13 protein-coding genes are annotated in these 15019 nt (G+C 61.2%); 12 read left to right on the top strand and 1 reads right to left on the bottom strand.

All coding sequences use genetic code 11. The annotated features are described in order from the left end of the window. The first annotated feature begins 171 nt into the window (after positions 1–171). From HAQ05_RS05215 to HAQ05_RS05165, 11 genes are all read left to right on the top strand, one after another. Complete coding sequence (locus HAQ05_RS05215; RefSeq protein WP_202988041.1) at positions 172–1404, top strand: ABC transporter substrate-binding protein; 1233 nt, start codon at positions 172–174, stop codon at positions 1402–1404. 55 nt (positions 1405–1459) lie between these two features. After that, positions 1460–2341 carry a branched-chain amino acid ABC transporter permease gene (locus tag HAQ05_RS05210; protein WP_190418122.1) on the top strand — a complete coding sequence of 294 codons (882 nt, stop codon included), beginning with the start codon at positions 1460–1462 and terminating at the stop codon, positions 2339–2341. A 2-nt stretch (positions 2342–2343) separates the two neighbouring features. Beyond that, on the top strand, positions 2344–3342 hold the full coding sequence (locus tag HAQ05_RS05205) for a branched-chain amino acid ABC transporter permease (RefSeq protein ID WP_190418121.1): 999 nt from the start codon (positions 2344–2346) through the stop codon (positions 3340–3342). Then, positions 3339–4148, top strand: coding sequence for an ABC transporter ATP-binding protein (locus HAQ05_RS05200; protein WP_202988040.1), 810 nt, complete (start codon positions 3339–3341; stop codon positions 4146–4148). The genes HAQ05_RS05205 and HAQ05_RS05200 overlap by 4 nt, the downstream gene beginning before the upstream one ends. Continuing rightward, positions 4141–4890 (top strand): ABC transporter ATP-binding protein, encoded by a 750-nt coding sequence (locus HAQ05_RS05195; protein ID WP_190418119.1) that lies wholly within the window; start codon positions 4141–4143, stop codon positions 4888–4890. The genes HAQ05_RS05200 and HAQ05_RS05195 overlap by 8 nt, the downstream gene beginning before the upstream one ends. After that, complete coding sequence (locus HAQ05_RS05190; protein WP_190418117.1) at positions 4887–6338, top strand: FAD-dependent oxidoreductase; 1452 nt, start codon at positions 4887–4889, stop codon at positions 6336–6338. Before HAQ05_RS05195 ends, HAQ05_RS05190 begins: the two co-directional genes overlap by 4 nt. A 254-nt stretch (positions 6339–6592) precedes the next feature. Next, positions 6593–7960 (top strand): OprD family porin, encoded by a 1368-nt coding sequence (locus HAQ05_RS05185; RefSeq protein WP_190418115.1) that lies wholly within the window; start codon positions 6593–6595, stop codon positions 7958–7960. Positions 7961–8063: 103 nt separating this feature from the next. Then, complete coding sequence (locus HAQ05_RS05180; protein WP_190418113.1) at positions 8064–8981, top strand: enoyl-CoA hydratase/isomerase family protein; 918 nt, start codon at positions 8064–8066, stop codon at positions 8979–8981. Between the two features lie 11 nt (positions 8982–8992). After that, a complete protein-coding gene (locus HAQ05_RS05175; protein WP_190418111.1) occupies positions 8993–9787 on the top strand; it encodes an SDR family NAD(P)-dependent oxidoreductase in 795 nt (264 codons plus the stop codon). A 37-nt stretch (positions 9788–9824) separates the two neighbouring features. After that, positions 9825–10964, top strand: coding sequence for an acyl-CoA dehydrogenase family protein (locus tag HAQ05_RS05170; protein ID WP_190418109.1), 1140 nt, complete (start codon positions 9825–9827; stop codon positions 10962–10964). Positions 10965–11051: 87 nt separating this feature from the next. Further along, positions 11052–12656, top strand: coding sequence for an FAD-dependent oxidoreductase (locus HAQ05_RS05165; protein WP_238935160.1), 1605 nt, complete (start codon positions 11052–11054; stop codon positions 12654–12656). A 67-nt stretch (positions 12657–12723) separates the two neighbouring features. Here the strand turns inward: HAQ05_RS05165 and HAQ05_RS05160 are convergent, their stop codons facing one another. Then, positions 12724–13497, bottom strand: coding sequence for a FadR/GntR family transcriptional regulator (locus HAQ05_RS05160; protein ID WP_190418107.1), 774 nt, complete (start codon positions 13495–13497; stop codon positions 12724–12726). Positions 13498–13775: 278 nt separating this feature from the next. On the opposite strand from HAQ05_RS05160, the gene HAQ05_RS05155 reads away from it, so the two are divergent. After that, complete coding sequence (locus HAQ05_RS05155) at positions 13776–14957, top strand: CaiB/BaiF CoA transferase family protein (RefSeq protein ID WP_190418105.1); 1182 nt, start codon at positions 13776–13778, stop codon at positions 14955–14957. The last annotated feature ends 62 nt before the right edge of the window (positions 14958–15019 follow it).

Raw genomic sequence — 15019 nt, 5'->3', positions numbered from 1 at the left:
CGGGCACTCCAGCGGTATAGCTGGTTGCTGGTGTGGTCGGGCCGCTTGGGTAACGTTCTGGTGGTTGACAACCCTATGCACCTGTCGCATCCTTTTCAAAGGTTCAGCCAATGATCCTTTGGCACGCCACATTCTGTTGTGAAACATCCAATAACAATAAATGGAGTCACAATGAACAACGCCCTACACCGGGACCCTTTTGTGGTCCGCACTCCATCTACTACCTGGCGCGCTATTTTGCTCTGTGTCCTGGCTTCCATGGGCAGTGCGACATGGGCCGGGCAACCCCTGAAGCTATGCTATGTCGACGACCGTAGCGGGGTCGCCGCCGACACCGGCATCCAAAGCTTCAACGGGTTTCAGATCGCTGTTTCCGAAGTAAACGATGCCGGCGGTATCAATGGGCAAAAGGTCGAGGTGGTGGCTTACGACGGGAAAACCGACCCTGAGCTGACTGCGACCTTTGCCAGCCGTTGCGCTGAAGATGACGGGGCGCTGGCGATCATTGGCGGTAACCCTGCCGCACCTGCCGCAGCCATGATCCCCATTGCATCAGAGTATGAGATCCCCTACCTGATGCTCTCGGCCGGCACTGACAACCTCACGGATATGCCGGCACCGTTTCATTTTCGCGTAGGCCCACGTAATTCCCAGGATGCCGCCGCCATCGCCGAGTTGGTGGCCAAGCAGGGGTTCAAACGGGTCGCGCTGATCAACAACTCGTTGCCGTTCGGTACCGACAGCGCCCACGCCGCTGAGGCCGCGTTGAAGGCCAGTGGCATAACCGTGGTGATCCAGCAAACCTACGATATCAACGCCACCGACCTGTCGCCGCAAATTGGCCGGTTGCGCAGTGCCAATCCGGACGTGGTCATCGTGTTTCCCTACGCTGCCGACGGCGCTCGGGTGTTACGCACGTTGCAGCAGCAAGGGATGAGCGTGCCGCGGGTGGTCGCCCGCAGCGCGCTGCTCAGTACCCTGCGTGATCTGGCCGGTGATGCCAGCGATGGCGTGCTGATACCCAACACGGTCGACATGCAACGTGCCGACGTGAAGCAGTTCTTCGACAGCTATGGGGCCCGCTTCGGTGAGGCGCAGCCGACCATGTACCCGGTGCTCGGCTACGACGCGGCGAAGATGGTGCTTAAGGCGCTCGCCGAACCTGACGTACAAAAAGCCTTGGCCCAGGACGAATTGGCCGATGCCCGTGTGGCGATCCGCGACGCGTTGGTTCGCAACGGCAACTATCAGGGTTTGCAGGGCCGTGCCGGCGCCACCTACCAATTCAGCGCCGAGCGCCACCATGGCCCGCCCGACCAGAATTGGTTCGTCTTCGTTGCAGTGACGGATAAAGGTAAGCACCTGGTGGCCGCCGACCTGTCGACCTTCAAGCCTGGCTCCTGAACCTGCCTGCGCGGCCGTGCTTACGCGGCCAGCTTTCCCCCAAAGGAACATTTCTATGGAACAGATAGGCGTCATTCTTCTGGCTGGGCTAACCAATGGCAGCGTCTATGGCCTGGTGGGGCTGTCGATCTCACTTATTTACGGGACTAACCGAGTGATCAACTTCGCCCAGGGTGAGTTTGTGATGCTCGGCGTGATGTCCGCGATCCTGTTCATGGTCACGCTGCATCTACCGACCTGGGCGGCCATCGGTGCGATCCTCATCGTGGCGATCCTGGCGGCGCTGGTGTTGGAGCTCGGCGTTTATCAGCCGCTGATGAGGCGCGGCGCGGCGCCCCTGACCATCATGATCGGTACCTTGGCCGCCGCCATCATCGCCAGCGGCATCGCACTGCTGATTTGGGGGCCGCTGCAACTGGCGGTGCCGAATGTGTTTTCACTGCAGGCGCTGAACCTCGGCCCGCTGGTAACCAACGCACAGCAGTTGGCGATCATCGGCGTGTTCGCCGGTTTATTGCTGGTGACGTGGTATTTGATGTATCGCACCCCGTTCGGCTTGTGCATCCGCGCGACCGGCGTGAACGCCCGGGTCGCCTCGCTGATGGGTATTCGCGCAGACCGCGTGGTGCGTTTTGGTTTCATCTTCAGTGCATTGGTCAGCGGCATCGTCGGAATACTGATCGGCCCCCTGCTCGGTGGCCAGGTCGGCATGGGCGTGACCCTGACCGTAAAAGGCTTCATGGCGGCGATCCTCGGTGGGTTGGGTAGCCCGTTCGCGGCGGCGGCGGGGGGCGTGATGATCGCGGTCGTCGAAGCATTGGTCGCCGGGTACGGTTCGAGCCTGTATGCAGAGCCGATCATCTTTTCACTCATCCTCGCCATGCTGTTCTTCAGGCCCTATGGCTTGCTGGGCGATTTCGAAGCCGGGAGGCGCTGAACATGAAAAACGCCAATACCGTCCGCTCGATGCTCGGCGGGCCGGCACTGATCCTGTTGATCGGTGCGCTGGTGCCGTTGCTATTGACCAGCGGGTTCCATCTGCGGCTGGTCAGTATCATCTGCATCTATACGATCCTCTGCACAGGCTTCAATTTGCTCTATGGCTATGCCGGCCAGATTTCCATGGGCCAGCAGGGTTTCTTTGCGCTCGGCGCCTATGGCTTCACCCTGTTGATGGCCACGGCCGGCTGGTCGTTCTCGGCTGCATTGCCCGCAGCCTTGGTGATTTGTGCCGTGGTGGCGCTGCTGATCGGTATTCCATTGCTACGGCTGCGCAGCCACTACCTGGCGATGGCAACCTTGTGTTTCGGCCTGGTGTTCGCCGGGGTTGCCAGCCGCTGGATCGAGTTCACCGGCGGCACCGCGGGGATGATGGTGCCCAGCTTGAAGTTCGCGGGCCATATCGTGAGCCGTACCGAGCTGTACTACGCCCTGTTGCTGCTGATGGTGCTGGTACTGCTGCTGCAGAACTTCATTGTTTCCACCCACATGGGGCGTGCGCTGATGTCGCTGCGGGGCGACGAAACCGCGGCGCAGTCGCTGGGGGTCAACGTCACCGCGTGGAAGTTGCGCATCTTCGTGCTGTCGGCCGTGTTGGCCGGGTTGGCCGGTATCGCCTCGGCGCTGGTCAGCCGGCAGGTTAACCCCAGTTTCAGCGAATTTCCGATTTTGGTGAGCATCCTCACCATCGCCGTGGTCGGCGGCCTGGGCACCCGCTACGGCGCGCTGTTGGGCGCCTGCGTGGTGGTGATAGCCCCCCAGGGGCTGACTGCGTTCGGTGAGTCGGAAACGGTTATTTATGGGGTCTGCCTGCTGCTGTTCCTGATGTTCATGCCCCATGGCCTTTCTGGGTTGTTTCCCACCCTGTTCCGCCGGCTGCGGCGCAAGGCGGTTGCCCCTGCCATCGGCGCCGCCCAGGCCGGGGAGGCCAAGCCATGAATGCTTTCAAACAACAACCTGGCGCGGCCGCGGGCGAGGTGATGCTGGACATCAAAGGGGCGACGATGCGCTTCGGCGGGCTGGTGGCCGTCAACGATGTTTCGCTGCAGGTGTGCAAAGGGCAGGTATATGGCTTGCTCGGCCCCAACGGCGCGGGCAAGTCAACGCTGTTCAACCTGGTGACCGGTGTGTTGGTACCTACGGCGGGGCAGATCGGGTTTGCCCGCCAGGACGTGTCGACCTTGGCGCTGCACCGGCGCAGCGCACTGGGCATGGCGCGCACCTTTCAGATCGTGCGGGTGTTTCACGGCATGAGTGTGCTCGATAACGTCTTGATGGGGTTCCACCACACCCTGATCGACGGCCTGCTGCCGTCGATGTTCATGGCCGGACGTGTGTTGCGCCGCGAACGCCAGTTGCGCGAGGAAGGCATGGCCCTGCTGGCGTTTGTCGGCCTGGCGGCCCGCGCCGAGGATAGGGTCGAGCACCTGCCCCACGGCCAGTTGCGCTTGCTGGAAATCGCCCGGGCGTTGGCCAGCGGCCCCACGCTGTTGCTGCTCGATGAACCGGCGGCGGGCCTGAACGACCTGGAAACCCGAAACCTGGGCCAACTGCTGCGCAAACTCAACAGCGAGGGGCTGAGCATCGTGCTGGTGGAACACAATATCGATTTCATGATGGGGCTTTGCCATCGCCTCGCCGTGCTGGACCACGGGAGCAAAATCGCCGAAGGCACGCCGCAGCAGATTCAGGTCGATGAAAACGTTATCGAGGCCTATCTCGGCCGGAGGGCCAGCCATGCTTGAAGTTGCTGATTTACGTGCCGGGTATAAGGGCTCCGATGCCATTCGCTCGGTTTCGATAAAGGTGCCTCGCGGGCAGGTGGTCACGGTGCTGGGGCCAAACGGTGCGGGTAAATCGACCCTCATCAACAGCATCTGCGGTTTGACTGAGGTCCATGCCGGCTCGATTTATTTCGAAGGCGCCGATATCACCCGCTTGTCGGCGCCGGACATCGTCGACCTGGGCATCGTGCAGGTCCCGGAAGGGCGGCAGTTATTCGGGCCATTGACCGTGGATGAAAACCTGCGGTTGGGCTTTCATCGGTTGCGCCGCAGTGCTAACCGCACGGCGTTGTTCAAGCAACGTTTGGACTACGTGCACGAGCTGTTTCCCAAGCTGCGCGAACGTACCGGCCAGCGGGCCGTTACCCTGAGCGGTGGCGAGCAGTCGATGGTAGCGATGGGCCGTGCCCTGATGGCAGACCCAAAAGTGCTACTGCTGGACGAACCCTCGATTGGCCTGGCGCCGTTGATCGTCGAGCTGTTGTTCAGCGTGCTGGCCAAGCTGCGCGACAGTGGCTTGACGATGCTGTTGGTCGAGCAGCACGCCGAGGAATCGTTGCGCCTGGCCGAGTACGGGTACGTGATGAGCACCGGCGCGATCACCGCCCACGGCGCAGCCAGGGAACTGCTCGACAGCCCTTCGTTGCATCAATCTTACCTGGGGGAAAGCCCCGCATTGAGCACAGTAGGTAAAGCATCATGAATACATATGATCTGTTGGTGGTCGGCGCGGGGCTGAGCGGGCTGGTAGCGGCTGTGCGTGCTGCCGAACTGGGCGCGCGCGTGGTGGTGTTCGAAGCGGGCGAAGCCAGTAAATACCCGGCTAACTCACGTTATACCGGGGGCGTGTTTCACCTGGCCTTCGAGGATATTCATGCGCCGGCGCCCCAGTTGCGCGAAGCGATCGACGCTGCCACCGGTGGCTACTGCCCGGGCACCCTGGCCGACGTGTTGGCCGACCAGGGCGCCGCTGCGGTCGCCTGGTTGAGTGAGCACGGCGCGGTGTTCGGCAAGGGTGGCGAGTTCCCGTTCATGAGCAGCATGTTGGTCCCCTTCAGCCTGCGGGAGCCGGGGTTTCACAACCACTGGCCAGACAAAGGTGCAGACCGCTTGCTCGATAACCTGGAGCAGCAATTGTCGAACCTTGGCGGCACTTTGTTACGGGGCCACAGGGCCCGGCGCTTGCTGCTTGAGGGCGGCCGCTTCAGTGGCCTGCAGGTGCAGGTGGGCGAGGCGCAAAAGCGCTTCGACGGCCGCGCGGTGTTGATCGCCGATGGTGGGTTCCAAGGCAACGCCGAGTTGGTTCGCCGCTATATTTCGCCACGGCCGCAAGACCTGTGTGTACGGGGGGCCGGCACCGGGATGGGGGACGGGCTGTTGATGGCCGAGGCCATTGGTGCGCAACTGGTGGGGCTGGATAAGTTCTACGGCCACGTTCAATGCGCCGAAGCGGTCAATGACCCCAGCCTTTGGCCATACCCCATTCTGGATATCGTTGCCTCCGCAGGTATCGTGATCAACGCCGAGGGCCAACGTTTTTGCGAGGAAGGGCTGGGCGGCGTGGCCATGGCCAACGCCATCGCCGCCCTGGAGCAACCGCTGTCGTCGTTCGTGATCATGGACCAGAAAATCTGGGAGCAGGTCGGCCGCGCCTACCTGTTGCCGCCCAACCCGACGCTGTTGGAGCGCGGGGCCCAGCTGTACAGCGCGCCAACGCTCGAAGAATTGGCGGCGCAACTGAACATACCCGGCGCAAACCTTGAGCAAACGGTGCAAGCCTGCAACCTGGCGGTCGACCAGGGCCGCTGCGACCAATTGCAGCCGGCGCGTAGCCATTCGAGCACGCTGCTGGGCAGCGAAATGCACAAGATCGACCAGCCGCCTTACCTGGCCATGCGCCTGAGCGCGGGCATCACCTACACCATGGGCGGCATCGCGATCGATGAGCATTGCCGCGTCTTGAACATGCAGGGGCAAACCATTCCCGGCGTTTACGCGGCCGGTGCCGCCACTGGCGGGATCGAAGGCGGGCCGCGCAGCGGCTATGTCGGTGGCCTTGCCAAGGCCTTGGTGTTCGGTTTGCGTGCCGCACAAAGCGTGATCGACGAGAACGCGATCAGCGTCGCTGCAGCGGAACCCCTCACCAGCTGAGCCGTTGGCCACGCTCTTTTGACATTGCCTGTTGCTGCCGGGCCGGGCCGCGGCGCCTTGCCCAGCAGTAACAACCACGCGCCAATGCTTGGGCGAACAGCCCAGGCGTGCCCCACCACGCATGTGCAGCGAGTGGCCCCTACTTATTCCATCCCGCAACCGAGGAACGTGCTGCCCAGAGTCCCGATTTACCCGTTTGCAAAGCAGTAAAAACGACGGCGTGTTTGATAAAACAAAAACAAGAGAAACCTACTATGCCTAAGTGTTCTGTGTGCGCATCGATCTGCGCGCTGTTTTGCTGTGCCGGCTGTTTTTCGAACAGCTTGGCGGTCGCGGGGCAAGAGCAGGCCAAGGGCCTGGTGGAAGATTCACATTTGAGCCTGCTGGCACGCAATTTCTACTTCAACCGAGACTTTCGCCATGGCAGCGCCAACAGCGCCGGGGCGAACCAGTTCAAGTCGGTAGGCGCGCGCAATGGTTATGCCGAGGAGTGGGCGCAGGGTTTCATCGCCAACTACACCTCCGGTTTTACCCAAGGGCTATTCGGTGTGGGGTTGGATGCTCAAGCGCTGCTAGGTTTGAAACTCGACAGCGGCGGGGGGCGGGCGGGGCTGGCACTGATGCCGATCGACGGTGACGGGCACCCCGAAGACAACTTCTCAGCGCTGGGAGCGGCGTTGAAGGGGCGTGTCTCCAACACCGTCATCAAATACGGCCAACAGTTGCCCAACGTGCCGATCTTTTCCACCAGTACGGTGCGTTTGTTGCCCTCATCGGCAACCGGTTGGAGCCTGGCGTCCAATGAGTTGAAAGGCCTGACGATCAACTATGGGCGTTTTACCTCGGTGCGGGGCGTGGACTCGAGCAACCATGACGCTGAACTGACCACGGACTACGGCGTGGGCATTACCTCTCGGAAAGTCGAATACCTGGGCGGCCTTTACAACGTCAATGAGCGATTGAGTTTGAGTTTTTATGCATCGGATTTCAAAGACGTCTGGCACCAGTACTACGGCTACCTGAGGTACGGCTTACCCTTAAGCGACAACCAGGCTTTGGATTTCACCCTCAACGCTTACCGCACCCACGACTACGGCAAGCGGTTGGGTGGCAGCATCGACAACAAGGCGTTTTCCCTGGCAGTGGATTACCGGGTAGGCCCGCATACCTTCACCGCCGGTTACCAGAAGATCTTCGGCGATGAGCCACTGGATTGGGTGGGTTTCGGCACCATGGGCGGCAACGTTACGTTCACCAACGCCTCCCAGTTTTCGACCTTCGCGGAGCCCAACGAGCGCTCTTGGCAATTGCGCTACCGGCTGAACATGGTCGCGTTCGGCATCCCCGGGCTGACCTTCATGGTGAACTATACGAAGGGCGACCACATGGACAACTCCCACAGCGGCAACCCTTTCTACACGCGCCGCTTCGTCTACGACCCCGACAAAAACAACAAGCACTGGGAGCGTAATCTGGAAGCCGCCTATGTGGTGCAGAGCGGGCCGGCAAAAGACCTGTCGCTGCGCCTACGCCACGCCTCACAGCGAGCCACCACCGGTATCCGCCACCCGGATGTCGATGAGTTGCGGATCATTATCGAATACCCACTCAACCTGTTCTAACGCACCGGGCGCCGCCACACGGCCTCGTTTGCGCGCTTGACAAAGAAAACATCACTCACCATTATCTCAATGGTTCATCCAATGAGCCTAAGTGGAGTCAGTCATGGAATCACAACAAGACCAACAGGATCTTCGTGACCTGGTGCGCTATGAAGCGCGCAACGGCCGGGCGTACATCACGTTCTGCCGCGACGAGAAACGCAACGCCCTGACCTATGAAATGTTCGACCGCCTGATGGAGCACATTGACCGGGCCGAGCGCGACGATGACGTGCGGGTGATTATTTTCAAAGGTGAGGGCCGGGATTTTTCCACCGGCCATGACCTGGCCCAAGTCGGCGGCGCCGAATACGGCTTTTCCAAAGACCCAGGTGCGCGCCGGCCCAGCCAGCGCGCGCGCCTGCATTTCGATAAGCGCCATGTCGAGCAATTCCGGCAGATTTTTTACTGCGTCAAACCCACTATCTCGCTGGTGCAGGGCTGGTGCGTCGGTGCCGGGCTGTACATCGTCGAGGCCAGTGACCTGGCGATCGCCGCCAGCGACGCCAAAATCGGCCATCCCGAGCAAAAAATGGGGTTGGCCGGTGCGGCCTACATGACCAGTTGGAACATCCTCGCCATGGGCCCGCGCAAGGCCCGTGAGATGTTGCTGCTGGGTGAGGTGGTAGACGGCAACGAGGCGGCGCGCATCGGCCTGATCAACAAGGCAGTGCCACCTGAGGCATTGCTCGACGCTGGCGAGGAGTGGGCCGAGCGGATCGTGCGCTTGCCGCGTGACGCGATCGCCATCGGCAAGGCGGCGACGCACCTGGCGATGGATTCGCTGGGCATGACCTCGCAGTTCGTCCACGGCTACATCGGCCATGCGCTGGGTACCAACATTCGTTACGAATCCGATGAAGTCAATTTCATGAAGGAACGTAAGAACAAAGGCACCACCCAGGCCGCCCATGCGCGTGAAAGCCATTACCAAGCGGGTGGCGAGCAGAGCGCCACCGACGCACCCACTGACGCTAACTGAGGAGACGGCCCATGATTGCTGAAATGGCTGGAATGGTTGCCGTGGTGCTCGGTGGCACCAAAGGGATTGGCCGCGAAAGCGTGCGCAAAATGGCCCAGAGCGGCGCCAGCGTGGTGATCCAGGGGCGCGACGCGGGCGCCGCGCAAAGCCTGATCGATGACTGCGCGAATTATCCAGGTGAGCGGCTGTTCGTTCAAAGTGACCTGCTGACCTACGCCGGGATCGACCAGGCAGTCGGTTTCGCCAAGGAGCGCTTTGGCAAGGTCGATGTGGTGGTCGCCAGCGGCGGGCCCAGTGAGCCTAAGCCAAAGCTGTTCGTCGACATGGCGCCGGAGGAGGGCATCGCCACCCTGCAGAGCCGGCTGATGCCACGGCTTAACGCCTTGCACGCGGCGGTCAAGTACATGAAGGGGCAGGGCTACGGCAAGGTGGTGCTGGTCACCACCGATGCGGCACGCATTCCGACGCCGAGCGAATCGATGATCGGCGCCGCCGGTGCTTCGATCATGTTCTTGACCCGTGCGTTGGCGGCCGAACTGGCCGGCCTGGGTATTCGCGTCAACGCGGTGGCCACCACCTTGACCACTGGCACCCCAGCCCACGACCGCTTCCTGACGGCCCGGGATCAAGGCTCGCAAGAAGTGATCGTCAAGGCGTTCACCAAAGCCGAACAACGGGTGAAGTTCCGCCTGAACACCGCCGAAGACCTTGCGCAGTACATCCTGTTTCTCGCAAGCCCTGATTCGGATCAGGTATCGGGCTCTACGTTGAGTATCAACGGCGGGTTGTCCTTCCCCAGCTATTGAGCTTGGGCCGTCCAATAACAATAAAGGAGGGCGCACCATGCCCGTGAACGAAGAACACCAAATGCTCCGTGAGTCGATACGGCGCATGGTCGCAAGGGATGTCGCCCCCCTGGTTCCATCCATGGAGGGAACTGATCGTTTTCCTCACGAACTGGTGCCCATCTTTGGCGATATGGGCCTGCTGCAACTGTGGTTACCGGAAGAGTACGGCGGCCCCGGCGGCGACCTGACCACTGTTTGCATCGCCAAGGAAGAAATCGCCAAAGTGTCCCTGGCCGCGGCCACCCTGTGCGGCAATAACTCGATCTCGTTTGTGCTGCCAATCCTGCATTACGGCACCGAAGAGCAGAAGCAACGCTGGCTGCCGCTGGCAGCCGAAGGGCGGCTGGTGTCGGCGATCGGCATCACCGAGCCACAAACCGGCTCCGATGTTTCCTCGTTGCGCACGCGGGCGGTGCGCGATGGCGACAGCTACGTGATCAATGGCCAAAAGAGCTGGATTACCTGGGGTGGCCACGCGCATTTTGTCTTGGTGTTCGCCCGCACCAGCGATGCGCCGGGCTCGGACGGCATCAGCGCGTTCATGGTAGACACCAAGACCCCAGGTTTCGTCGTCGGCCGCCAGGAGCACAAGATGGGCCGGCATGGCTCCCCGAGTCATGAGCTGTACTTCGAAAACATGCGGGTAGGCGCCGATTGCTTGCTCGGGCAAGAGGGCGAGGGGTTCAAGGCCTGCATGAAGGTGCTGGACCTCAACCGCCCCACCATCGCCGCCACCTCGCTCGGGCTGGCGCAAGGGGCGTTGGACGTGGCGATTCAATACTGCAAGGAGCGCCAGCAGTTCGGCAAACCCGTCGGCCATTTTCAGGGCATGCAATTCAAGCTCGCTGATATGGCGATCCAGATCGAAGCGGCGCGTTCGTTGCTGCGCACCTGCACAGAGGAAATCGACTCCGGCGATCACAGCCGGATGACTGTGTTGTCGTCGATGACCAAGTGTTTCGTCACCGACATGGCAATGGCCGTGACCACTGAAGCGGTACAGGTACTCGGCGCCTATGGCTATTCGAAGGAGTTCCCGGTGGAGCGCATGATGCGCGACGCCAAGGTCAACCAGATCATCGAAGGCACCAACGAAATCCACCGAATGATCATCGGCCGGCGCTTGCTCGCCTGAGCCGGCATAACCCGGTAACAACCGGCCGCTCGACGGCAAACGTGAAAACACATGGCGCTTCGTCCGCGCATGAGGGAGAACAATAAAATGAAAACGCCTGTATTGATTGTTGGCGCTGGCCCCATCGGCCTGGCATTGGCTGGAGACCTGGGCTTTAGGGGGATGGAGTGCACGTTGCTGGAGCGTACCGACGGTGTGGTGCAGCAGCCGCGAATGGACATGGTCGGTGTTCGGACCATGGAATTCTGCCGCCGCTGGGGCATCGTTCCATGGGTAGAAAGTGCCGGGTACAATCGCGATTATCCGCAGGATTGTGCCTGGGTGACCACGCTGAACGGGCACGAGTTTGGCCGCGAAGTGTTTGCCTCGCCACGGGAGGAAAAGTACCCGCCGCAAAGCCCACAAAAGCGCGAGCGCTGCCCGCAGAATTTTTTCGACCCGGTGCTGCGCCGTTTTGCCAGCCAGTACCCCAGTGTGACGCTGGCTTACAATACCGAACTGGTATCGTTCGTGGAGCATGCCGAGGGTGTCACCGCCACGGTACGGGATGTTATCAGCGGTGAAACTCGGGAGATCGAAGCGCAGTTCCTGGTGGGCACCGATGGCGGTGCCAGCGCCGTACGCCAGGGGTTGGGCATTCAGATGGCCGGGGAACCCACCCTGACTTACACCACCAACGTGGTGTTTCGCACCGATAACCTCGAAGCGCTGCACAACAAGCCCAAGGCTTATCGTTACATTTTCATCGGGCCTGAAGGCACCTGGGCGACCCTGGTGGCCATTAACGGTCGCGACCAATGGCGTTTTTCGCTGGTGGGCGACGACAACAAAGCGACCCATGACGAAGCGCATATGCGTGCCGCTATCCAGCGGGCTGTGGGGCGTGAGTTCGATTTCGAGATCCTCTCGATGTTGCCGTGGATCCGCCGGCAACTGGTGGCCGATACCTATGGCACCGAGCGCGTGTTCTTGGCCGGCGACGCCGCGCACCTGACCTCACCGACCGGTGGCTTCGGCATGAACACCGGTATCCAGGATGCGGTCAACCTGTCGTGGAAACTCGCCGGTTACCTGCAGGGTTGGGGCGGGCGCACGCTACTGGACTCTTACGAGATCGAGATGCGCCCAGTGGCGCTGCGTAACGTCGCCGAAGCCACCGGCAACCTTAAGCGCATGCTTTCGCCCCGGGTCAGCTCGCCTTCACCGGCGGTGTTCGAAGACGGGCCGGGCAGCGATGAAGCGCGCAAGGCGTTCGGCGATGCCTACACCGAGCAAATGAAGCGCGAGTGGTTCTCCATTGGCATCCATTTGGGTTATGTGTTCGAGGGCTCGCCGATTATCGTGCCTGACGGCACACCGCGCCCCGAGGATTCGGTCTCCACCTATGTGCAAACCGCCCGGCCAGGCTCCAGGGCGCCCCACGTGTGGCTCAAGCCCGGCGAATCGACGCTGGATCTGTTCGGCCGCGAGTTCGTTTTGTTGCGCTTCGCCGGCGGCGAGACCAGCGCATTCGAAGCGGCGGCGAGCGAGCGTAAATTGCCATTCAAGGTGGTGGATATCGATAACCAGGAAGCTGCCCAGGTTTATGAACGCCGGTTTGTCTTGGTGCGGCCGGACGGCCAAGTGGCTTGGCGCGGGGATGAGTTGCCGGCGGACCCGCTGGCGGTGATTGATACTGTCCGCGGGGCTTGATCGCCGAGGGCCAGCGCGCGTCATCGCTGCACCCCGCGATGACGTTGCGCACCTGCGGCGCAGGCGCTCAGGCCTCGCTGGGTGCTTTGCCAGTGGGCGCCACGGCCTCGGGTTGTTCCTGGGCCTTGTAGTGCTTGCGCAGCGCGGTCAGGTGCTTGTGCATTTCCGCCACGGCCTTTTCTTCGTCACGGGCACGCATGTGCTTCAAGATTCGCCGGCGCGAGGCCACGATTTTCTTGTTCTCGGCATGCACCGGTGCCTTGAACAGGTTACTGAAAATCAGCTCGTTCAGCGCTTCCATGAGGATGATCAGCACCGGATTTTTCGCCGCCCTTGCCAAAATGATGTGGTAATCAAGGTTAAGCACCAAGCGCTTTTTGCCGTCGCCGTCTGCGAACGCTTGCTCACTGGCATCCAGGTTGGCTTCCAGTTCAGCATATTCGGTTTGCGTAGCCCGTTGGCACGCCAGCCGGGTGACTTCGACACCGATGAGCAAACGGGCCTCGGCCAGGTCGCCTGGCAGAATGAAGCCCAACCGATACAGGTCGGAAAAGCCCGACACCACCGCGTCGCTTTGCCCTTCGCGGATAAACGCACCGCCCGTAGCACCTTTGCGAAACTCCAGCAGGCCCGACATCTCCAGGGCCCTGAGCGCCTCGCGCACGGTGTTGCGCGACAGGTTGAATTGTTCGGCCAAGTCCCGCTCCGGGGGCAGCCGATCGCCTGGTTTGAGCAAGCCTTGAGACAATTGCTCGCGGATTTGCTCCGCGACTTCTTCGAATGCGCGCTTGGTCTGGATCGGCAAATAAGAAGGCCGGGCGCGTTGCGGGTCTTTGTCCAAAGCTAGTTTCCTCTTGCGGCCCGGTGTTGAACGCTGGGCCTTTTTTTTCAATTGGTTAAGCCATTGCGATTTTAGCCCCATTTTTGGGCGCTGTCTGTGCTGTATATCGGCGCTGGAGCCCCGCGGTAGGGAATGTATAGGGCCAAAAATACCCTTGACAAGGCCGACCCCGGAGGTCTAACTTTTCATTCAAAGGTTCAGCCAATGATCCAATCAATAGTAAGGCCATTGGTCGTGTATACTCGATCTGCCTCACTACAATAAAAAAGAGGGACGCCATGAGCACTGTTGAAACGCCGGCCCACAGCGGTGAATCGCCACGACAATCCGGAAGGCCGCTCGAAGGGCTGGTGATCATCGAAACCTCGAGTTTCCTCACCGGCCCGTTCGCATCGATGATGTTGTCCGATCTGGGCGCCGAGGTGATTAAGGTCGAACCCCCGGGGGGCGATGGTTTCCGCCGCTTTGGCCATTCCCGCGGCGGGTTTGGTGCGTCCTGGACCAACGCCAACCGCGGCAAGCGCAGTGTTACCCTGGATTTGAAGTCCGAGCAGGGGTTGGCGCGTTTCAAACGCCTGCTGGAAAAAGCCGATGTACTGATCGAAAACTGGCGGCCACGGGTGGCGACTTCCCTGGGGCTGGGGCAAGAGGTGCTGACCGCACTTAACCCACGGCTGGTTCGCTTGTCCATCACCGGTTTTGGCGATACCGGGCCGCTGGCCAATGCGCCCGCGTTCGATTCACTGATCCAGGGCCGTACCGGCATCGTACTGGCCGAAGGGCGCAACAATGGCTCGCCTGCGGTCACGCCTTACAACATGGTCGACAAAGTCACTGGGATTTTTGGCAGCCAAGCGATCATCGCCGCCCTCTACGAACGCGAAAAAACCGGCCTAGGCGCCCATGTGAAGCTGCCGATGCTCGACGTGATGGGCTATTTCAATTTCCCCGACATGTTCCAGCATCGCACCTTCGAAGGCGATACCAGTGGCTGGAAACCGCCGCAATCGCAGGTGCTCGAAACATCTGACGGCCATGTGGTCATCTCGCCTGCCAATGGCGCACAGATGTCCAAGACGCTCAGCGCAGTCGAACGGCCAGAGTGGAAGGACGAGTTCAAGCAAATGACCGACCCGGTACTGATGGCCGAAGAGTTCTTTCGCCGCGTGGGTGCGGTGGTCAAGGAAAAAACCACGGCGTTCTGGTTACAGCGCTTTTTGGAGATGGATGTGCCCGCCGCGCCGGTGTTTGACCTGGACCAGTTTCTCAATGACGCGCAAGTGATCAACAACCAGGTTCACAGCCTGATCGAATCGCCCGTCGGGATGATCAGGGCCGCGCGCTACCCGGCGAGTTTCGATGGGCGGCTGATGACGCCGCGCTTTGGCCCCCCTGCCATCGGCGAGCACGACGAGCAAGTTGAAGATTTCATTGCCGCCGCGGCGCGGTCACGGCCATGAACGAACCCAGCCGCTGCGGCCCCGCCGCACATTGATTCCAGCCATGGCTGCGGCCGTGGCCT

This window comes from Pseudomonas typographi (assembly GCF_014694385.1).
Taxonomy (GTDB): Bacteria; Pseudomonadota; Gammaproteobacteria; order Pseudomonadales; family Pseudomonadaceae; genus Aquipseudomonas; species Aquipseudomonas typographi.
Note: the sequence above shows the minus strand (reverse complement) of the source record. Positions and strands in the feature narration are given on the sequence as shown.